We start from the raw sequence: 22,097 nt of genomic DNA on the forward strand, positions 1-22,097 counted from the left end.
GTCACACTCCTCTTTCGGTACTTAAGATGGAAAGCGAATGATTTATGGAAAGGAAAATCTTGTTTGATGAATGTAAAGCAGATGTTTTTTAGGAGGGGGTTATACAGCTTTTACTGTTGCAGGTTGCTTATTCAACACTTTTTTCAGTGCATCAATGACTCTGTATTGATCATCTTCTGTCATGTTCGAGCCACTTGGCAAGCAAATTCCAGTGGTGAATAAGGCTTCGGAAATAGGCATTTCATTTGGTCGATGAGCATAGAAAGCTGTGTGTTTAAAAACAGGTTGGAGATGCAGCGGTTTCCACAACGCTCTTGTTTCAATACCTTGTTCATTCATTTCCACCATCACGTCAAATGGGTTGGTCTTGATAACTGCTGGATTTATCAACATCGTTGTCAACCAACGATTGGATTTTGTATTAGCTAGTTCAGGCATGAAATGAAGACCTTCAAGAGATTCGAGTTCTGCTGTATACCGTTCAAAAACAGTTCGTCTTTGTTGAACTCTCTCGTCTAAAATGGCTAATTGAGCTCTTCCTACTCCTGCCAAGATGTTGCTCATCCGGTAATTGTATCCGATTTGACTGTGTTCATAGTATGGCGCGGCATCCTTTGCTTGTGTGGCCAAAAAGCGTGATTTAATCAGCAGTTCTTCGTCATTGGAAACCATCGCCCCGCCCCCTGAGGTCGTAATAATTTTATTTCCATTAAAGGAGTAGATACCGATTTTCCCAATACTGCCGCTCTTTTTGCCTTTATACTCTGCTCCCAACGATTCGGCAGCATCTTCTACAATAGGCACTCCATAAGCATCTGCGATGGCACAAAGTTCATCCATTTTTGCGCTTTGACCATACAAGTTGACGACGATAATGGCTTTGGGCAGGCGATTAACTTTTTTCGCTGCAACCAGCGCACGTTCTAAAGCTTTAGGAGACATATTCCAACTGTCCAATTCGGAATCAATGAACACCACTTCTGCCCCTAAATATACTGCCGGGTTTGCACTGGCAATAAATGTGAATGTGGAACAAAACACATTGTCCCCTTTTTTCACTCCCAGAGTAGTTAAAGCTAAGTGAATTGCTGCTGTACCAGAACTGGTTACAGAAGCTCCAACAGTCCCAGAATACCTGGCTAATTCTGTTTCAAAGTGATTGACATTAGGTCCTAAAGGGGCTATCCAATTGGTCTCAAAAGCTTCATCAATATACTTTTGTTCATTTCCAGACATATGAGGTGAAGACAATAAGATTTGTTTTGATTTCATCATAGTATTTTCCTCCCGTTCTCTTCATCGTTAAGATTAAGCCGGCGCTAGAGACTTCTCTTTTGCAGCAGAAAATTCTTTGGAAAACGGCTGGTTCATTTGGACAACTTGTGCATCTTTTTCAACGATAGATTTTTCGCCCACTTTAGCAAATTGAATCAGCTTTTCTTTGTATTCTTCAGGCTTGCAACCTGCTAATTGGTCTAAAAAGAAGAGGACATCTTTCATTGGACGATTGACAGCTTTTCCAACAAAAATCTTATCGTAAACTTTTTTATCGGTTCGTTCATTGGCAACCAAGAGTTCTTCATATAACTTTTCTCCCGGTCTGATACCCGTTTCCACAACAGGGATTTCCTCTTCTGAAAATCCGCTTAATTTAACGATTTTCTTCGCCAGTTCTACGATTTTGACTGGATTCCCCATGTCTAAGACAAATATTTCTCCTCCTTGAGCTAACGCACCTGCTTGAATCACCAATCGGCTCGCTTCCGGAATCGTCATAAAATAACGTGTCATTCGAAAATCGGTTACCGTTACAGGGCCACCATTTCTCACTTGTTCTTCAAACAGCGGAATCACACTGCCTCTGCTGCCTAACACATTTCCAAATCGCACAGCGGCAAACCTTGTTTTCCCTTTTTCATTCAAGCTTGTAACGATCATTTCTGCGATCCGCTTAGTGGCTCCCATGACATTTGGCGGATTGACTGCTTTATCTGTAGAAACCATGACAAATGTTTGGACATTGGCCGCCTTAGCAGCTTCCGCCATATTTTTAGATCCAAAAACATTGTTTTTTACAGCTTCAATCGGATTGTATTCCATCATAGGAACGTGTTTGTGAGCCGCTGCATGATACACGATATCTGGTCGATAGGTTTGCATCACTTCAAAAATTCTTTTTCGATCTTGAACGTCGGCTATTACAGGAGACAATTCAATGCGGCTTCCATATTTTTTAGACAGCTCTCTATGGATTTGATAAATAGAATTTTCTCCATGTCCAAGCAAGACGATTTTTTTGGGTGAAAATGTCGCTACGATTCTGCAAATTTCTGAGCCGATTGATCCGCCGGCACCGCTGATCAAAATCACTTTTCCGCAAATAGAATTCGATAAAGCAGTCGTGTCCAACTCGATCTCTTCCCTGCCCAATAAATCGACTACATCGATCGATCTGAAACGACTAACGGTCAACTTGCCATTCATGACATCTTCTATGGATGGAATAAGGTTTGCTGTGACACCGCTAGTATTGCAAATGCCTAAGATTCGATCCAACTCTTCCGGGCTTAAGCTCGGGGCGGCGATGGTGATTTGTTCTATTTCATACTGTTTGACCAGTTCTGGAATGTCTCTTGTGGTTCCCAAAATTTTTACCCCATAAAAGTTCAATTGTTGTTTTGCATGCATATCATCGTAGATGATGATGCTGCAAAACAACAATTGAACTTTTATGGGGTAAAAATTTTGGGAACCACAAGAGACATTCCAGAACTGGTCAAACAGTATGAAATAGAACAAATCACCATCGCCGCCCCGAGCTTAAGCCCGGAAGAGTTGGATCGAATCTTAGGCATTTGCAATACTAGCGGTGTCACAGCAAACCTTATTCCATCCATAGAAGATGTCATGAATGGCAAGTTGACCGTTAGTCGTTTCAGATCGATCGATGTAGTCGATTTATTGGGCAGGGAAGAGATCGAGTTGGACACGACTGCTTTATCGAATTCTATTTGCGGAAAAGTGATTTTGATCAGCGGTGCCGGCGGATCAATCGGCTCAGAAATTTGCAGAATCGTAGCGACATTTTCACCCAAAAAAATCGTCTTGCTTGGACATGGAGAAAATTCTATTTATCAAATCCATAGAGAGCTGTCTAAAAAATATGGAAGCCGCATTGAATTGTCTCCTGTAATAGCCGACGTTCAAGATCGAAAAAGAATTTTTGAAGTGATGCAAACCTATCGACCAGATATCGTGTATCATGCAGCGGCTCACAAACACGTTCCTATGATGGAATACAATCCGATTGAAGCTGTAAAAAACAATGTTTTTGGATCTAAAAATATGGCGGAAGCTGCTAAGGCGGCCAATGTCCAAACATTTGTCATGGTTTCTACAGATAAAGCAGTCAATCCGCCAAATGTCATGGGAGCCACTAAGCGGATCGCAGAAATGATCGTTACAAGCTTGAATGAAAAAGGGAAAACAAGGTTTGCCGCTGTGCGATTTGGAAATGTGTTAGGCAGCAGAGGCAGTGTGATTCCGCTGTTTGAAGAACAAGTGAGAAATGGTGGCCCTGTAACGGTAACCGATTTTCGAATGACACGTTATTTTATGACGATTCCGGAAGCGAGCCGATTGGTGATTCAAGCAGGTGCGTTAGCTCAAGGAGGAGAAATATTTGTCTTAGACATGGGGAATCCAGTCAAAATCGTAGAACTGGCGAAGAAAATCGTTAAATTAAGCGGATTTTCAGAAGAGGAAATCCCTGTTGTGGAAACGGGTATCAGACCGGGAGAAAAGTTATATGAAGAACTCTTGGTTGCCAATGAACGAACCGATAAAAAAGTTTACGATAAGATTTTTGTTGGAAAAGCTGTCAATCGTCCAATGAAAGATGTCCTCTTCTTTTTAGACCAATTAGCAGGTTGCAAGCCTGAAGAATACAAAGAAAAGCTGATTCAATTTGCTAAAGTGGGCGAAAAATCTATCGTTGAAAAAGATGCACAAGTTGTCCAAATGAACCAGCCGTTTTCCAAAGAATTTTCTGCTGCAAAAGAGAAGTCTCTAGCGCCGGCTTAATCTTAACGATGAAGAGAACGGGAGGAAAATACTATGATGAAATCAAAACAAATCTTATTGTCTTCACCTCATATGTCTGGAAATGAACAAAAGTATATTGATGAAGCTTTTGAGACCAATTGGATAGCCCCTTTAGGACCTAATGTCAATCACTTTGAAACAGAATTAGCCAGGTATTCTGGGACTGTTGGAGCTTCTGTAACCAGTTCTGGTACAGCAGCAATTCACTTAGCTTTAACTACTCTGGGAGTGAAAAAAGGGGACAATGTGTTTTGTTCCACATTCACATTTATTGCCAGTGCAAACCCGGCAGTATATTTAGGGGCAGAAGTGGTGTTCATTGATTCCGAATTGGACAGTTGGAATATGTCTCCTAAAGCTTTAGAACGTGCGCTGGTTGCAGCGAAAAAAGTTAATCGCCTGCCCAAAGCCATTATCGTCGTCAACTTGTATGGTCAAAGCGCAAAAATGGATGAACTTTGTGCCATCGCAGATGCTTATGGAGTGCCTATTGTAGAAGATGCTGCCGAATCGTTGGGAGCAGAGTATAAAGGCAAAAAGAGCGGCAGTATTGGGAAAATCGGTATCTACTCCTTTAATGGAAATAAAATTATTACGACCTCAGGGGGCGGGGCGATGGTTTCCAATGACGAAGAACTGCTGATTAAATCACGCTTTTTGGCCACACAAGCAAAGGATGCCGCGCCATACTATGAACACAGTCAAATCGGATACAATTACCGGATGAGCAACATCTTGGCAGGAGTAGGAAGAGCTCAATTAGCCATTTTAGACGAGAGAGTTCAACAAAGACGAACTGTTTTTGAACGGTATACAGCAGAACTCGAATCTCTTGAAGGTCTTCATTTCATGCCTGAACTAGCTAATACAAAATCCAATCGTTGGTTGACAACGATGTTGATAAATCCAGCAGTTATCAAGACCAACCCATTTGACGTGATGGTGGAAATGAATGAACAAGGTATTGAAACAAGAGCGTTGTGGAAACCGCTGCATCTCCAACCTGTTTTTAAACACACAGCTTTCTATGCTCATCGACCAAATGAAATGCCTATTTCCGAAGCCTTATTCACCACTGGAATTTGCTTGCCAAGTGGCTCGAACATGACAGAAGATGATCAATACAGAGTCATTGATGCACTGAAAAAAGTGTTGAATAAGCAACCTGCAACAGTAAAAGCTGTATAACCCCCTCCTAAAAAACATCTGCTTTACATTCATCAAACAAGATTTTCCTTTCCATAAATCATTCGCTTTCCATCTTAAGTACCGAAAGAGGAGTGTGACATTAAATGAAAAAAATCGGTTTAATTGTGCCGTACTTCGGGGAATTCCCTAACTATTTTGACTTATTTTTGAAAAGCTGTGCATTCAATCCATCTATCGATTGGTTGATTTTTACAGATAATGAAGTCGACGAATTACCAAGTAACGTGAAAATAGTGCCTATGACATTCGATCAGTTGAAAAGCCTGATTTCTTACAAATTAAACACTTCAGCTGCTTTACCCGATCCGTATAAATTATGCGACTACAAACCTGCTTACGGGAAAATATTTGCTGATTATTTAGAGAAGTATGATTTCTGGGGACATTGTGACATTGATTTGATCTTTGGCGATTTAAGGCAATTCATTACAGAAGAAATTTTAGCCGAACACGATAAGATTTTTATGGACGGACATCTTATCCTTTACCGGAATACTAAAAAAGTCAATCACTCATTCGATTTGATAGGAGATAAAGATACGAGCTTCAGGTACTGTATTCAAGTTCCTGAAGTGATGTACTTTGATGAGTGGGGAATCAATTTGCTGTACGAAAAATATGGATTGCGACAATACAATAATCCTCAATACGCAGATATTCTTCCTCAGTCACCTTATTTTAGAAATGTGTTGTTTGGGGATGATCAGCATCATAAAAATCAGTTCTTCCAATGGAGAAACGGACATGTTTACAAATGCTGGGAAGAGAATGGAGAAATCCAGCAACGAGAATACAGTTATATCCATCTACAAAAACGTGCTTTCCCAACGCCCCCTTCCTCACTGACAAAAGAAGAAGCTTTTGTCATTTCTGCTTACGGATTTTACTCCTCTAATGAAACAGTCGAAATCAATAAAGCCAATTACAAACAAGCCTTTCAGTATCATGTCAAACGGCTTAAAGGCATCACCCCTATAAAAGTAAAACGTACTCTTAAGGGGTTGATGTTGTAAAAAAGTAACCTTTTATAGGAAAGAAAGGAGTCTTTAAATGATGGTTTCACGACCCATAGAACTCGGTAAATCCACTAAAAGTTCTACAGGAAGCAGTGTACTGATTGTGATGACGTGTTTCATAGGAGCCTTGTTGAATCAATCAGATGTACTATTTGGAATGAATATTTCATTGGCTGATTTTTTCATTGTTTTATTTATTGGAGCGCTGATCAATTATAATTTGTTCCATGTATCATCCACTCACATCTTGGTATTTTTGCTTTTTTCAGTTGTGATTTTTATAAATGCGGTATTTGTCATCCCGAATCTATACCAAATCCCTGTTTATGCAGGAGCTGTATTGACGGATTATATCAAGGTAGTGGTCAGCTTTTTGTATTTTTTGGTTGGCTACTTGATCGCAAAAAACGGATTGAGTCAAAAGCTTTTTAAATGGTTTGCGATCGCAGCCGTAATATTGGGTTGTTTAGGGATTATTTTTTCTCTTGTGCCTATTCCTCAAATGGTCGATTTATTATTTTATGAACAAGTGAGGTTGAAGGGGCTGATGAATGATCCAAATTACTTTTCGGTCATTCAATGTGCAGCGATAGCGATCCTATTGCGTTATAAACCTCTGCCTAGTTTATTCAAAATCGGTTCGATCTCTATACTAATTCTTTCTATTTTTAGTTCCGGTTCGAAAACTGGGTTTCTTACATTAGGATGTTTGCTCGTCTTTTGGATGTTCAATACTTTTCTGGAAGGCAAAATTGAAGTGAGGAAACTGATTTTCAACCTCATTTGCTTGTTTGTGGTGTTTTTCTTTCTTCCAAATATCCAAGCGATTTTAAGCAGCTCTTTAGAAATGATTTCCGATAAGTTCCCAGTTTTTTCCAGAGTAGAACTCTTGCTGACAGACTTTGACCAAGCCGTTACAGCAAATGGGTCTGGGCGGGAGGAGCAATGGGTCATCGCAATGGATTTGATTCAAGAATTTCCTTTATTAGGAGTAGGAAATACAGCCAACTACTTAACGGTTGTTCAAGGGATGAGCCCTATGGGAAATCTTGCTCACAATACGTATTTGCAAATGGCAGGAGAATGGGGTATACCTATAACCCTTTTTATGATGTATTACATTACTCGAGTATTTTTTATTTCGGTTTCTAAAGGGAAAAATAAACAAGTCCACCTTACTACAAAAGAAATGCTGGTTGCTTTTTTAGTCAGTTCGCTGTCCCTCTCTTTTAATAATTCCCGTATTTTTTGGCTTCTGCTAGGGATGGCAGTGTGGTATTCGGTAGAACTAAAGGAAAAAAACCACACAACAAAAACAGACAGATGAAGAACAGAATAAGTGGAGGGATACGGATGAAAAGTACGATTAGTTTAATGGAACTTTTATTGGTCCTTAAAAATAATTGGTATGTGCTGCTTATTGGTGGTGCTGCTTTTGCAATAGCAGCTTTTCTAGCTAGTACATATCTTATGACGCCGCAATACTCAGCCTCTACCAATCTTTTGGTCAGTCAAGGGGTTTCGGATTCTCAAGCGATAGAATTAGGAGAAATCGAAACCAATCTGCGAATGATTCAAACCTACCGGGATGTAATACAAGATTCTATAGTATTAAATGATGCGGCAGAAAATCTAGGGAATGAATTTACGGCAGAGGAATTGAAAAAAAAAATTGAAGTCACAATCGAAGAAAATTCTCAAGTATTTTCTCTGACAGCTTTTGCAGATCACCCAGATAAAGCCGCATTGATTGCTAACGAAATAGCTGCTTCATTCCAAAAAAATATCATGGAAGTGATCAGTATAGAAAATGTAGCTATTTTATCTCCAGCAAAAAGCAGTTCCTCTTCTATCTATCCAAATGTGCCTTTCCATACAATCTTGGGTGGATTGATTGGGATGCTTTTCGGAACCATTTATGCACTGATCATGACTTTAGCAGATCAAAAAATCCGTACTGAAAAGATGATTCCTCAGTTATTAAACTGGAATGTTATTGGAGTGATCAGTTCTATAGAAACTGTAGGGGATGCAGGCTTTGTAACTAAGAACCAGATGAATGGGAGGTCATATTAATGAATCCTTTAATCAGTATCATTGTTCCAGTATATAATGTTGAAAAATATGTCCAACGATGCATTGAAAGCATATTAAACCAAACGTATAAACAAATTGAAGTGATTCTAGTGGATGATGGTTCGCTGGACAGCTCTGGAGTTATTTGTGAGGAATATGCTTTTCTGGATTCGAGAGTAAAAGTTATCCATAAAGAGAACGGAGGACTAAGTTCCGCTAGAAATGTTGGATTAGATAATGCTAAAGGAAAGTTTATTGGATTTGTCGATAGTGATGACTGGATCGATAGTCACATGTATGAGTCTATGCTTTATTTAGCTCTCTCCTATCAAGCAGAGGTTGTACAATGCGGCTATACATTGATCAACGAGCAAGGGAAAATCACACGTGAAATCCACTTTGGGGACAGACGATTCGATACTAAATCAGAAGTTGAAAAAGCGTATTATATAACAAATGAATTTAGTTCTGTGGTGTGGAATAAATTGTATAAAGTTGAATTATTTGAAGAACTGCGTTTTAAGGTCGGTAAGAACAATGAAGATGTTTTTATCTTGACAGACGCTTTACTGCACATACAAAGAATGGTGAACACTCCTAAGTGTCATTATCATTATTTGCAGCGAAAAGAAAGTATCATGGGGGCTCAATTCACCGAGAAAAAATTTGATCGATTAGAAGCCGGAGAATATTTGTTGCAGCAGTGTTTGCTTCACTCGCCTCAATATCAAAACTGGGCAAGAATTGAATTATGCAAAATCTGTATTTTTTTATACATTGATTTGATGCACAGTAAAAATCAAATCGATCAAGAATACAAAAATAAATTGGTTTCAAATTTTAATCTCCATTTTCGAACGCTGAAAGGCAGTTCGGAATTAAAACAAGCTAAATTAGTGGATAAAATACTGCTTCACAGCTTTTCATTAAATAGATCTTTTACTCAATATTCGTATGATTTGTATCGACTAGTACGAGGATAGCCAGTAAAAGGACCTGAGGGGAGAGAAGTTAAATGGATCATCCTTTAGTCAGTGTCATCATACCAACTATAGAACGGCCATATTATTTAAAGAGAGCTATAGAAAGTGTGTTGAAACAAAGTTATGACAATTTAGAGATTATTGTGGTCATAGATGGAATGTCATCCAAGACTGTTGAACTGATAGATTCTTACAAAAATAAAAGTGGGATTTCTCTGCAATGGATCGAAACAGGAAAGAAAGTAGGGGGAAGTGAAGCTAGGAATATCGGCGCCCAAAAAGCTCAAGGAGACTTTATCGCGTTATTGGACGACGATGACGAATGGTTAGGGGATAAAATTGTTGCTCAATTAAATTTGATTAAAGAATATACTTTAATTGAAAAAGACTCGTTCGTTTGTTTTACGTCCATTTATGTCTATGAATCGAGCGATCAAAAAAAATACAAACAACTGCCGATCGTAAGTTATTTAGATAGTCGTAAAGAAAGAATAGCTGACTACTTATTTGAAGCGAATGGATTAAAAAGAATCGGTTTGATTCAAACTTCAACCATCCTCACACCAAGACATTTGCTGTTGCAATATCCTTTCACAAAAGGACTGCCCAAACACCAAGACTGGGACTGGCTGTTGAAAGTAGATCAACTACCTGATTTGCAAGTTCTTCAAGTGAATCAACCAATGGTGATCTATCATTCAGATGTGCCAAAAGAAAAACGGATTGGACTAGCGAACCATTGGCGTTTTAGTGAAGAGTGGTTGTCAGAGCATCGAGATAGTTTTGGAAAAAATGCTTATGAAACATTCCTATTGGATATACTCATCCCAGGCATTATTACGGATGAATCATTATCTGGGACAGAACGTACCATAGAAATCAAAAGAATACTTTACAAATTATCTTTAAGGGCATATAGTCGGCCGTTTACTTGGAAAATGTTGAGTTACTCCATCATCAGAAAGAATGACTACTTTTTTAAAAAAATACAGCATTCTTCCTTACTAATGAGTGTCAAAAATTGGCTGTTTTAATGTTTGACAAATCAGTGAACCTTTGTTAAGATTGTTCCAGTTTCACTTAAGTGCGCGCTTAAACAAACGAAACATAAAAAATGATTCAATAAAAAAGGAGGAAACCAAATGTTGATGTTTAACTGTTGTTGTTCATGTTGTATCAAAAACTCATGTAATCAGTTGACATCGTATGCGGTTTCTTTCAGCTAAATAGTCTTTTTGTGTTCTGTTAAATAACAGAATGTTACGGTTTTCAGGGAAAACTGTAGGCTTTTTTAGATTAAACCAATTATGAACATAGACTGTGCATGAGAATTTATTTTCTCATGCACTTTTTTGTTTTATAAAGAGGAGTGGAAGAATGTGGAAAAAAGAGGACAATTGAAAAGGCCCAGCCTAATGATCCAAGTGGTTATAGGAGCCGTTATCGGGACTTTATTAGGTTATTTAAGCCCAGCTGTAGGAATGGAAATGGAATTTTTAGGTACTTTATTTATGAATTTTATTCAAATGGTCATTGTGCCGTTGATTTTTCCTTTGATCGTATTAGCGATTGTAGAAATCAGCAAAGCAAAACGATTCGGCAATGTTGCATTTAAATCTTTTGCGTATTTTTTTGTGGTAACGACATTCTTGATTGTCTTAACGCTGATTATCGGTGCTTTGAGCAACGTAGGGAACGGTCTATTGATCGATTCCATCAGTACGGAAGCTTTGGATGGGATTGCCAACAGTATTGATTTTAGAACATTCATTTTAGGAATCATCCCAAGCAATGTTTTCCAAGCGTTTGCGGACGGCAATTTATTGCCGATCATTTTCTTCGGTATTTTCTTGGGTATTTCTCTAGTCACTATTCAAGAAAAAGCAAAACCAGTATTAGATTTTTTTGATGCTTGGATAAGTGCTATGTTCAAAATGGTCAATTACGCGATTGCCGTTGCACCGATTGGAGTATTTGGATTTTTAGCGTATGATGTGGCTACTTACGGAGTCAGTAATTTATTGTCTCTAGGTCAGTTTGTTATTTGGGCCTATCTAGCGTATGCTATTGTAGCATTTGTAGTGTACCCGATAATCGGTCTAGGATTTAAGGTTCCATATTTTTCTCTGTTAAAAGAAACAAGTGATTTATCTTTATTAGCTTTTTCAACCGGCAGTTCCAGTGTAGTGTTGCCATCTTTAATTGATCGATTGAAGAAGTTCGGTGTTCCGAGTTCAGTGGCGTCGTTTGTTACTACTCTGGGTTATTCCTTTAATCTTGGAGGAGCAGCTGTTTATACGACATTAGCCGTCATGTTTGTAGTGAATTTATACGGTGCTTCTTTAAACGTCACTGATTATATCGCATTGGTCTTTTTCCTTACCATTATCACTAAAAGTATTGCAGCAGTCCCATCAGGAGCAGTTGTTGTTTTATTAGCTTCTGCTACTCAATTAGGCTTGCCGCCACAAGGAGTTGCGCTGCTGGTATCGATCGACTTTTTTGTCAATGCGGGACGTACAGCGCTAAACGTTGTAGGAAATGCATTAGCACCAGTAGTTATCGCGAAAACGGAAGGGAAATTTGTTCCTTCAGGCGTTTTAAATGAAAAAGAGAGCTCAAATTTGGTAAAATAAGAAGATAAGAAATGGAGTGGACATGAAATATGAAAAAAGTTTATATTATTCACGAAAATGATGATTGGACAAGACACTTGACAGCTCGATTAGACGAATTGAACGTACCTTATGAAAACTGGGATCTATCTGAAGGGTTAGTAGATATTCAAGTTGCACCGCCAGAAGGTATTTTTTATAATCGTATGAGTGCTTCTTCTCATACCAGAGGTCATCGTTATGCTCCAGAATTGACAGACAACTTATTGCATTGGTTAGAAAGCTATGGAGCTACAGTAATCAATGGTACCGGAGCAATTGAATTAGAAGTCAGCAAATTAAAACAACATTTAGCATTGAAAACAAACGGAATCAACACCCCAGAAACTATTGGTGCTGTAGGAAAAGAAAATATTATCCAAGCAGCTGAAAAGTTGAATCGTTTTCCATTTATCATCAAACACAATCGTGCCGGAAAAGGGCTCGGAGTACGTTTGATGTATACAATCCAAGATCTGAAAGACTATGTTTATGGGCCGGAATTTGAAGATTCTATTGATGGAATCAGCTTGATCCAACAATACGTTCGCCCAGCTGATGGAAACATTGTCCGTTCTGAATTTATTGGCGGAAAATTCTTTTATGCTGTAAAAGTTGATTCCAGTGATGGTTTTGAACTTTGTCCAGCAGATAATTGCCAAATTCCTATTGGAACAGAAATGTGCCCAGCAGAAGAACCTGAAGAGTTGACACCAAGTAAATTTAAAATCAAAGAAGATGGATTACCACAAGCTCAAATCGACTTATACGAAGCATTCTTAAAACAACAACGTATTGACGTGGCAGCGATTGAGTTCATCGAAACCGAAAACGGTCAAACGTATGCGTATGATGTAAACACCAATACAAATTACAATGCAGACGCCGAAAGAGAAGCTGGCAAATATGCTATGTTGCAATTAGCAACGTATTTGAAAAATGAGTTGGAAAAAACAGCAGCTGTAGAAGTTTAAGAAAACTACAAATAGCTTTAACAAAAATAAAAAATAGAGTCAGCAAAAACAGTGTGAGCGAACAGCTAGCACTGTTTTTTTCTGTCAGAATGAGACATAGGTAAATTACATAGGATATGATGATAGAAGTGATATACTAAACGTGTAGCAATAAAAAAGGAGTTGAAGAGAGATTGCAAAAGAAACCTTTGAACTTTGCTCATAGAGGATTCAGTGGAAAATACCCGGAAAACACTATGCTGGCTTTTCAAAAAGCTTTCGAAGTAGGAGTCGACGGTATCGAAATAGACATTCAATTAACCAAAGATGAAGAGTTGATCGTGATTCATGATACCACTGTCAATAGAACAACGGATGGAAAAGGTTATGTCAAAGACAAAACGTTAAACGAGCTGCAGGAACTCAATGCGGCACATAAGTTCCCGGAAATTCGTGACAGGGAGAAAATACCCACATTACAAGAATACTTCGATTGGGTAAAAGAAAAACCTTTAGCAACCAATATAGAATTGAAAACAAATGTATTCGAATATCCAGGTATTGAAGAAAAGGTCGTAGAACTCATTCAAGAGTACCGACTGCAGCATACAATCATTTTTTCTTCATTCAACCATTACACTATCCAGAAATTGAAAGCATTAGATCCGACAATCAAATGCGGCTTATTATCTTCGGATTGGATTGTTGACTTTGGAGAATACGCTAAGAAAGTTGGGGTAGAATGCGTTCATCCGGCTCATTATACATTACAAAATCCTGCAGTTCTAAAAGATTTACAAGAGAGTCATTTAGAGATCAACACTTGGACAGTTAATAAAGAAGAGCAAATGAGAAACTTGGTCCAATCTAATGTGACGAGCATCATTACAAATTATCCAGATAAATTAAATAAAGTACTAGCAGAATCGAAATAAAAGATTCTATGCTAAACACCAAAAAGGCGGCTGAAAAAAAAGCTGCCTTTTTGGTGTTATTCAAACAATTCTGTACGTTAAAAGCATGCAAAAAAGTGCGTTTATCTAATCAACTGGTCAGGAAATACATATGTCATCTGAATTTGAAATGAAAGTACAAATCTGACAATTTGGTGTATTTGGTATTCTACCTTGAATTCATCAGTTCTTTTACGTATAGTGTTGGGTAATAGAATGGAACAGGAGTGAAGTGTGTGACGAGAAAAATAATGATGAATGTGATCTGTGTAGTTTTAGGCACAACTTTAGTAGGTATAGGCGGAAGTCTGTGTATCAAAGCGGCTATAGGCGTTTCAGCAGTAGATGCTTTCAACAGCGGAATCAGTGAATTGACTACGATCAAAGTAGGAACCGTCTCAGTTATCATTAATGTATTGTTGGTATTTGTGCAATGGATAATTCAAAAACGTGATTTCAAACTGTTTCAGTTGATGCAAATCCCTTTATCTCTATTAATCGGCGAAGTTATCAATACAATGGTTTATGTTGTATTGCCTTCTCTTGTTTTAGAAGAATACTATATGAATGTCTTATTGGTCATCTTAGGCAACTTAACAGCTGCTTTAGGAGTAGGGTTGTGTACAGCGTTAGACTTCGTCAGTTTCCCATTAGAATCTCTGTGTATGGTCATCAGTAAGCGTGCAAAAGCTAGTTTTGGAAAAATCAGACAATCCGCAGACATCATTCTTATTATTGCCTCTTTAACACTTTCTTTGCTATTTGGCGGTTCTTTCTTTATACGTGAAGGGACAATCATCGGTGCGTTGTTATTTGCTCCAATGATGAATTTTATCTACTTGAATATTTCTCGTGTTTTTCCACTCCACCATATTAAGCTCACACCAGTTGCGAAAAAGATGATGTAAAAGATCAGCTGAGCTGATCTTTTTTAAATAAAGAAGAATCCGGAAACGAGTTGACAAACTATCTTTTAAAGCATACACTTAAATAAATGATAACGATTTCTAAAATCGATTAACGAAATCGATACACAAAATAATTCAGTAAAAGAGCAGGTGTGGCATTTTGGCTAAAAAGAAAGTGACTTTAAAAGATATTGCTAAAGCAGCAAACGTCAGTGGAACGACTATATCTCGTTATTTGAACGGGAAATTCGATTATATGTCAGCAGATACTCGTCAGACGATTGAAAGAGTGATTAAAGAATTGGAGTACCGACCAAGCAATATAGCGCGGTCTTTAAAATCACAAAAAAGTATGCTCCTTGGAGCAGTCATTGCAGATATTGAAAATCCATTTTCGAACACGATCATTAAGGGATTATCAGACCGTGCGAATGAGTTGAACTATTCTTTGATGGTGGCCGTTTCCGACGGCTCAAAAGAACGGGAACAAAAGCATATCCAACGTTTTTTAGATAATCGAGTAGATGGATTGGTCATCAATACAGTAGGAGAGAATGAGGATTATTTAGTATCGTTGAAAAATGAACACGTTCCCATTGTATTGTTAGACAAATCCATGTCGGATAAAAGCTATGACTGTATCACCTCAAATAATTACGATCTCAGCAAAGAGCTGACGCAACATTTGGTGGAAGAGGGCTTTGCTTCAATTGGCTATTTTACGCCGACTATAAAATCCAATACCGTTCAACAAAGTAGATCCCAAGCTTTAGAAGATGTCTTAAAAGACCATTCAGAAATCGAGATGAAACAATATGTGATGGCGAAAGGACAAATTGACTTGTTGATTGAAGCGATAGAAAGTTTCTTTAAGCTGCCCGAACCTCGAGTTTTGATTGCTGCAAATGGTTTGATTTTACTGAACGTATTGAAAGAAATCGAAAAAATGGGGAAAAGAATAGCTGTCGATTATGGCATTTGCGGATTCGACGATATTTTGGCTGCTTCCATCATTAGTCCAGGGATCACAACGGTTGCTCAAAATTCTTATGGTTTGGGGAAAGAAAGTGCATCTTTACTGGTCCAAAAAATCAATGAAGACAAAGAAGAGTATTCCATTATATATAAGGAATTACCTGGAGAACTGAAAATACGAAAATCTACAAGAGTAGAAGAGTGGAACAGAAAGGACGAAATCAATGAGTGATGTAATTTTGATTGGGGAACCAATGGGGTTGTTTATTTCAAATGAATATGGAGAATTGGAAGACGGTAAGACCTTTTCCAAGGGATCGCTGGTGCTGAAGTCAATGTAGGAACAGGGTTGGCCAGACTTGGATTCGAAGTGGACTTTCTTACGAAATTAGGAAAAGATCCATTTGGACAATATATTTATAAATATCTGCAAAATGAAAGAATCGGTACAGAACATATTACATTTGATGAAGAACTGAATACAGGGATCATGTTGAAGAACAAAACTAAAGAAGGCGATCCTATTACAGCTTACTACCGTAAAGGCAGTGCTTTTACAAACTTCTCCATTGAAGATGTGATGGATATCGATTTTTCTGAGGTGCGTTTATTGCATGTGACAGGCATACCTCCTGCTGTAAATCGAGTGACTCGCGGAGCGGTGTACCATTTGATGGCAAAAGCGAGAGAAGCAGGTAGTTTCATTACTTTCGATCCGAATATGCGTCCTGAGTTATGGAAAAATGAAGAAACGATGATCAAAGTATTGAACAACATGGCTCGTTATGCAAATGTGGTCCTTCCAGGAATCAGTGAATGCGAAAAATTAACGGGTTCTAGAGACAAAGAAACGATCGCGCAATTTTATTTAGACATGGGTGTAGAATATGTTGTGATTAAAACTGGTTCTGATGGTGCATTTATAAAAAACAAGGTCAAGAAATGAAAAATGTGCCTGGTTTTGCAGTGAAAGAAATCGTTGATACAGTAGGAGCTGGAGACGGATTCGCAGTTGGAGTCATCAGCGGCTACTTGGATGGATTAGACATGGAAAATAGCGTACTTCGTGGGAATGCTATAGGTTCATTGCAAGTACAAAACCAAGGCGATAATGAAGGGTTGCCTTCACGTGATGAGTTAGAAAAATACATTCAAGAAAATAATCCATTAAATTAAAGTGTCTGATTCAAGAGCTCTTCACTAAAAAGTGAGAGCTCTTTTTTAACCCGTATGATTTGAATTATTTTTACGGACTATTTATACTGAATTTGTAAACTAAAAAATGAAAGAGGGATCGCAGTATGAATACAACAATAGAAGAAGTGGCTCAAAAAGCGTTAGAGTGTCAAGAGACCTGTAACCAGTGTTTCAGTGCTTGTTTGAAAGAAGATCATGTAAAAATGATGGCTGAATGCATTCGTTTAGACCGAGATTGTGCAGATATTTGCGGTTTAGTAGCAAGTTTTTCTAGTAGAGAGAGTCGATTTACAAAAGAATTGATTCAGTTATGTGCAGAGATTTGTCAAGCTTGCGGAGATGAATGCCAGAAACACGACCATGATCATTGCCAAGAATGCGCAAAAGTCTGTCATGAATGTGCTGAAGTATGCCGGGCTTACGTAGCATAGATCATAGATTAGTAGATGAATCACTAGGAGTTCTCATAGGACTTCTAGTGATTTTTTACTACTGTCTTGTAACGGGTGTGGTATGGTATATTAACAGTAACAATGAAGTCGATAACATCATTTAACCAATATTCAAGGGATGGTACAGGGATGAAAGAAAAAAGTTTAACTGCTTCTCCAATAAAGTGGGTAGGGTTAAAACCCTATCGATTTAAAAAATACCGAACATGGATCAATCGCGTAAAACCAGGGATTTGTGGGACTTATGCAAGTGCAGCTTTAGTCCATGATACTTTTTTACAAGAATATAAAGTTGATTTAGCCAAAGACAATTTATTGAACGGCTTAAAATCGGTCATTGATGATTTGTTTCCATATAAGGGAACTTTTCCTTGGGATTTAAAATGGGGATTGGATTATGTCTTGAGAGATATCCCTGAATTGAAAGTAAAAATGAGTTTAGTTCCGGAAACAACAGTGGTGAATGTCTTGAATCAGCCAAATCCTATGCCTCTAGCGGTCGGCACAGCCAAGTTATTCGGCAGCAACTATAAAAATCATTGGTTGTTGGTGTATGCATATGGATACAATCAAGACGGAAAATTATTCTTTAAAGCGTATGACAATCATGGAAGATATCAAGCAGTTGTACCTGCCTCTCAAACGATTGGTTGTGTATGGATAAAGAAACAAGACATCTCTTAGTCGGTTAAAATAGCAGCAAAAAAATAGTTGTATGGAGCAAATGGAAAGAAACAGAACATCCACTTGATGATATGTACATGATTTGAAGTGTAAAGAAGTTATACAGATTCTTATTCATTAAAAAAGACACTGAGATTTTCTCTCAGTGTCTTTTTTATCTGTTATGGAGAAACGACAGGAGCAGTTTCAGTTTCACTGCGTACTTCGTTCAATCGTTTTTTTACCATATCAATAATCGCTTCAGCATGCTCGGGATTTTCTAGGTCGTATTGATCAATGTCGATCGTTAATGTAGCACTCTTATTGTACCCATTGAACCAGCCGTCATAGCGACTATGTAAATGTTTGTAATAGTCTAACAGACCTGAATTTTTTTCGACTTGTTCGTAGTCGCGCCCGCGTTTTTCGATGCGTTCTAGAACGGTATCTAGAGAACCTCTTAAATAAATCAATAGATCTGGAGATTTTTTTGGCATGCTGTCTAATTCTTCCATCATGTTTTCCAACAAATCTAAATAAGTATCCATTTCCGGTTCGCTCATATTGCCTTGTTCATAGTTGATGCGCGTGAATAAAGCATCTTCATAAATAGAACGGTCTAAGACGTTATTTTTATGTTTAAAAGCATCTTTGATACTTCTAAAACGAGTGTTTAAAAAATAAATTTGCAGCGAGAAAGCCCATCTTTTCGGATCCTCATAAAATTTTTCTAAAATACGGTTGTCGTCTACACTTTCATAAAATGCCTCACTGCCAAGTGCTTCGGATATCAAAGCGGTATAAGTGCTTTTTCCTGCGCCAATCATTCCTGCCAATACAATCACTGCGTTTTGTTCTCCTTTCATTTAACGGTCATCCTCCCAAACAAAGACCGATCGTGTCTTTATCATTTATTTAAAAAAACTTCAGCTTTCCTCAAATAGCCTTAATCAGTATAGCATATTTTTCCTGTTTTAGAGATCAGATTATAAGAGTTTTGTTTTTTTCTGTAAACACGATTGTGTAAAATAATGAAAACAAGAAAACTAAAGATGCAAATGTTACGAAAGATTGACGAAATAATAAATGAATGACCACAGTGAAAGTTCTGTTTATGAAAATCGATGATGAATAAGCAACGAAAAAAGGCTCTCCAAATAAGAGAGGCTTTTGGATGCAATTAGTGGGTGAATGTAAATCACCAACAATCCTTCAGCAGCTATGCTGAGTGGTCGATGCCATTCCATTTTTCTAAAGAATAATGACCATCAGTCAAGTTCAAAATTGAAATGCTCGTATTTTCAAGCGGAGGGGAAGAACGCAGATCTTTGGTTTCTTTTTTGAGTAGGGAAAGCATGGTACAAGTAATTGTGATGCTGTGACCGACAAACAAAAGATCTTTTCCTGGGAAAGCTGCACAGGCTGTTTCTACCACTGCAATACCTCTTTTGACTAATTCGAGGTAAGTTTCGCCTCCAATTTCAGTTGGATCATACAACTCTGGTCTTACTCTTAGGTGATGAAACATTTCTGGAAAAGATTGCTTTAATTGTGGGATAAAAGCTCCTTCCCAGTCACCATATTTCAATTCTTTAAACTTTTCATCGAAATGAACTGTAAAGGGATGTTCAAATTGATTGGTAATTAATTCAGAGGTTTCCACTGCACGGTGTTGCGGGCTGGCAATCACGTGTGAGATTCTTTTGTCTTTCAAAGCGATACCAGTTTTGATGGCATCTTCTTTGCTTTCTGGAAGAAGCGGTGAATCAACCTCTCCGCCTTGTACTCGATCAGCAAGATTGTATTCTGTTTTTCCATGGCGAACAAAATAAAGTTTAGTCATGTCATCTCTCCTAAATTGAAATTTTATTTCATGATAACATATTAAATCGAAAATAAAAGAGGTGTGAAGTGATTATCGAAAGTGAAACGGATACATTTTTGAAAAAGGTATAACATTGTTATGTCATGTACTTAAACGATAATACTACATTAAATTTTAATGGTATATCTGACAAGTGCAAAAAAAGTAGTTGAAATAAAATTTCAGTGTGTTAATATGAAGTTGCAAATGAAAACGCTGTAAGGAGGAATGCCATGTTTGGCTTATCTGTATTCTTAGGTGACGAGTTGACTCAAGAAAGAAAAAGGTATTTGAAGCAAATGAAAGAAGCAGGTTTCACAAAAGTTTTTACTTCCTTACATATTCCAGAAGAAAATGCCGATCAATACTTAGAAAGATTGGCTGAGTTGGGATTAGTAATGAAAGAACTAGAAATGGAACTAGTAGCAGATGTTTCTAAAGGAGCTTTGGCTAAGATTGGAGTCTCTAACCTTTCAGTTGATGGATTAAAACGATTGAAAGAAAAAGGGGTAAACGGTCTTAGAGTCGATTACGGTTTTTCAAACCAAGAAATTGCTTTTATGTCTCATGAATTAAATATCGTTTTAAATGCTAGTACAATCACTCAGAACGATATTGAAGAGTTGAACCATTATGGAGCAAGTTTTCCTCGTATGGTAGCTATGCACAATTATTATCCCAGACCTGAAACGGGTTTAGCGAAGGAAGTACTAAAAGAGAAAAATCAGTGGTTGGCAGAGACCGGCTTTACAGTAGCTGCATTTGTTCCTGGAGATAAACAGCTGAGAGGTCCTCTGTATAAACAGTTGCCGACATTAGAAGATCACCGAGGCAAACATCCTTTGGCTGCAGCCATTGAATTGATAACAGAATGTTTCGTAGATGAAGTGTATATTGGAGACCCGGAAATAACAGAAACGACGATATACCAATTCCAGAGATATATTTCGGACAGTACGATCGTGTATTTTGTTGAATCTGTAAATCAGTCACCGTATTTTGAAACCGTTTTAGGAACGCATCAAAACCGGTGGGACCCAGCTAAAGACGTGTTGAGAAGTGCAGATGCTCGGTTCAGAGATGTTCCTCAAATCAATCCACATGCAACGATTGAGCGAGTACGCGGTTCTGTAACAATAGACAATCAGAACTACCAACGATATATGGGGGAAATACAAGTTGTCGTTCATGATTTACCTAAAGATGAAAAAGTCAACGTTGCAGCGCATGTTAGAGCAGAGGACTTGCATTTATTAGATTGGTGCTTTGCAGGCGGAGAGTTTGAGTTGAAAGAACAAATGATTTAAAAAGAGGAGAATATAAGTGAATTTAGATAAATTAACCACAGAAACTAGAAATCACCAAACAATGAATTTAGATGAACTGACTACAAGTGAAGTAGTACAGTTAATGAATGAGGAAGACAAAAAAGTTGCGTATGCAGTTGAAAAAGAACTGCCGTCAATTTCAAAAGTAGCTGAAGCCATCATTGAAAGCTTTAAGAAAGGAGGACGTTTGATTTATATGGGAGCCGGTACCAGCGGACGTCTAGGTGTTTTAGATGCAGCTGAGTGTGTTCCAACATTTAGTGTAGATCCGACTATGGTACAAGGTTTGATTGCTGGCGGAATGAAAGCGATGACCGTTGCTGTTGAAGGCGCTGAAGACTCTGCTACTTTAGGAAAAGAAGATCTGCAACACATTGAATTGACTGAAAATGACGTAGTCTTAGGAATCGCAGCCAGCGGAAGAACACCATACGTTATCGGAGCATTGACTTATGCAAATGAAATCGGAGCAACAACTGCTTCTCTTTCCTGTAATAAAGATGCTGAGATCAGCCGCTATGCGACTTTACCTATTGAAGTAGAAGTAGGACCTGAAATTTTAACTGGTTCAACTAGACTGAAATCCGGTACAGCACAAAAACTAGTGTTAAATATGTTGTCTACCAGTTCAATGATCGGCATCGGAAAAGTGTATCAAAACTTGATGGTGGACGTAAAACCATCTAATGAAAAATTGGTAGAACGTTCAAAACGCATCATCATGCAAGCAACGGATTGCTCTTATGAACAAGCTTCTCAAGC

General features: G+C 38.0%; 18 protein-coding genes and 3 pseudogenes. 17 read left to right on the forward strand and 4 right to left on the reverse strand.

Going from position 1 to position 22,097, the window contains the following annotated elements; translation table 11 throughout:
* Positions 1-99: 99 nt before the first annotated feature.
* Both LMF32_RS13375 and LMF32_RS13380 read right to left on the reverse strand, forming a co-directional pair.
* On the reverse strand, positions 100-1,272 hold the full coding sequence (locus tag LMF32_RS13375) for an aminotransferase class I/II-fold pyridoxal phosphate-dependent enzyme (RefSeq protein WP_230525127.1): 1,173 nt from the start codon (positions 1,270-1,272) through the stop codon (positions 100-102).
* A 36-nt stretch (positions 1,273-1,308) separates the two neighbouring features.
* Positions 1,309-2,661: pseudogene (locus LMF32_RS13380) on the reverse strand (nucleoside-diphosphate sugar epimerase/dehydratase); the annotation flags it as partial.
* 30 nt (positions 2,662-2,691) lie between these two features.
* Between LMF32_RS13380 and LMF32_RS13385 the strand changes: the two are divergent.
* The 15 genes and pseudogenes from LMF32_RS13385 to LMF32_RS13455 all read left to right on the forward strand — a co-directional run.
* Positions 2,692-4,083 (forward strand): annotated as a pseudogene (locus LMF32_RS13385) (nucleoside-diphosphate sugar epimerase/dehydratase); the annotation flags it as partial.
* A gap of 36 nt (positions 4,084-4,119) precedes the next feature.
* Positions 4,120-5,292, forward strand: a complete 1,173-nt coding sequence (locus tag LMF32_RS13390; RefSeq protein WP_230525127.1) for an aminotransferase class I/II-fold pyridoxal phosphate-dependent enzyme — start codon at positions 4,120-4,122, stop codon at positions 5,290-5,292.
* Between the two features lie 104 nt (positions 5,293-5,396).
* The gene (locus LMF32_RS13395) at positions 5,397-6,326 is read left to right on the forward strand and encodes a DUF6625 family protein (RefSeq protein WP_230525049.1); all 930 of its coding nucleotides are present in this window, start codon (positions 5,397-5,399) and stop codon (positions 6,324-6,326) included.
* 37 nt (positions 6,327-6,363) lie between these two features.
* Positions 6,364-7,656 carry an O-antigen ligase family protein gene (locus LMF32_RS13400; protein ID WP_230525048.1) on the forward strand — a complete coding sequence of 431 codons (1,293 nt, stop codon included), beginning with the start codon at positions 6,364-6,366 and terminating at the stop codon, positions 7,654-7,656.
* Between the two features lie 26 nt (positions 7,657-7,682).
* On the forward strand, positions 7,683-8,405 hold the full coding sequence (locus LMF32_RS13405) for a Wzz/FepE/Etk N-terminal domain-containing protein (RefSeq protein WP_230525047.1): 723 nt from the start codon (positions 7,683-7,685) through the stop codon (positions 8,403-8,405).
* Positions 8,405-9,388, forward strand: coding sequence for a glycosyltransferase (locus tag LMF32_RS13410; protein WP_230525046.1), 984 nt, complete (start codon positions 8,405-8,407; stop codon positions 9,386-9,388). The genes LMF32_RS13405 and LMF32_RS13410 overlap by 1 nt, the downstream gene beginning before the upstream one ends.
* A gap of 32 nt (positions 9,389-9,420) precedes the next feature.
* A complete protein-coding gene (locus LMF32_RS13415) occupies positions 9,421-10,422 on the forward strand; it encodes a glycosyltransferase family 2 protein (protein WP_230525045.1) in 1,002 nt (333 codons plus the stop codon).
* 345 nt (positions 10,423-10,767) lie between these two features.
* Entirely contained in the window at positions 10,768-12,024 is a 1,257-nt protein-coding gene (locus tag LMF32_RS13420; protein WP_230525044.1) for a dicarboxylate/amino acid:cation symporter, read from the forward strand.
* Positions 12,025-12,053: 29 nt separating this feature from the next.
* On the forward strand, positions 12,054-13,016 hold the full coding sequence (locus LMF32_RS13425) for an alpha-L-glutamate ligase (RefSeq protein WP_230525043.1): 963 nt from the start codon (positions 12,054-12,056) through the stop codon (positions 13,014-13,016).
* A 173-nt stretch (positions 13,017-13,189) separates the two neighbouring features.
* The gene (locus tag LMF32_RS13430; RefSeq protein WP_230525042.1) at positions 13,190-13,930 is read left to right on the forward strand and encodes a glycerophosphodiester phosphodiesterase; all 741 of its coding nucleotides are present in this window, start codon (positions 13,190-13,192) and stop codon (positions 13,928-13,930) included.
* Between the two features lie 254 nt (positions 13,931-14,184).
* Positions 14,185-14,856 carry a hypothetical protein gene (locus tag LMF32_RS13435; protein WP_092479561.1) on the forward strand — a complete coding sequence of 224 codons (672 nt, stop codon included), beginning with the start codon at positions 14,185-14,187 and terminating at the stop codon, positions 14,854-14,856.
* 160 nt (positions 14,857-15,016) lie between these two features.
* On the forward strand, positions 15,017-16,063 hold the full coding sequence (locus LMF32_RS13440; protein ID WP_230525041.1) for a LacI family DNA-binding transcriptional regulator: 1,047 nt from the start codon (positions 15,017-15,019) through the stop codon (positions 16,061-16,063).
* A gap of 138 nt (positions 16,064-16,201) precedes the next feature.
* A pseudogene (locus tag LMF32_RS13445) lies at positions 16,202-17,007 on the forward strand (sugar kinase).
* Positions 17,008-17,132: 125 nt separating this feature from the next.
* Complete coding sequence (locus tag LMF32_RS13450; protein WP_092479563.1) at positions 17,133-17,459, forward strand: four-helix bundle copper-binding protein; 327 nt, start codon at positions 17,133-17,135, stop codon at positions 17,457-17,459.
* Between the two features lie 150 nt (positions 17,460-17,609).
* Complete coding sequence (locus LMF32_RS13455) at positions 17,610-18,164, forward strand: dihydrolipoamide dehydrogenase (protein ID WP_230525038.1); 555 nt, start codon at positions 17,610-17,612, stop codon at positions 18,162-18,164.
* Positions 18,165-18,325: 161 nt separating this feature from the next.
* Here LMF32_RS13455 and LMF32_RS13460 read toward each other — a convergent pair whose 3' ends face one another.
* Both LMF32_RS13460 and LMF32_RS13465 read right to left on the reverse strand, forming a co-directional pair.
* Complete coding sequence (locus LMF32_RS13460) at positions 18,326-19,009, reverse strand: deoxynucleoside kinase (protein WP_092479564.1); 684 nt, start codon at positions 19,007-19,009, stop codon at positions 18,326-18,328.
* A 353-nt stretch (positions 19,010-19,362) separates the two neighbouring features.
* Entirely contained in the window at positions 19,363-19,986 is a 624-nt protein-coding gene (locus LMF32_RS13465; RefSeq protein WP_230525037.1) for a histidine phosphatase family protein, read from the reverse strand.
* A gap of 254 nt (positions 19,987-20,240) precedes the next feature.
* Between LMF32_RS13465 and LMF32_RS13470 the strand changes: the two genes are divergently transcribed.
* Positions 20,241-21,314, forward strand: coding sequence for a MupG family TIM beta-alpha barrel fold protein (locus tag LMF32_RS13470; RefSeq protein WP_230525036.1), 1,074 nt, complete (start codon positions 20,241-20,243; stop codon positions 21,312-21,314).
* Between the two features lie 16 nt (positions 21,315-21,330).
* Positions 21,331-22,097: N-acetylmuramic acid 6-phosphate etherase (gene murQ, locus LMF32_RS13475; protein ID WP_230525050.1), on the forward strand; the 767-nt coding region annotated here is incomplete at its 3' end.

Origin of the sequence: Desemzia sp. C1, from assembly GCF_020882875.1 — a bacterium.
In the GTDB taxonomy this organism is placed as follows: Bacteria; Bacillota; Bacilli; order Lactobacillales; family Carnobacteriaceae; genus Desemzia; species Desemzia incerta.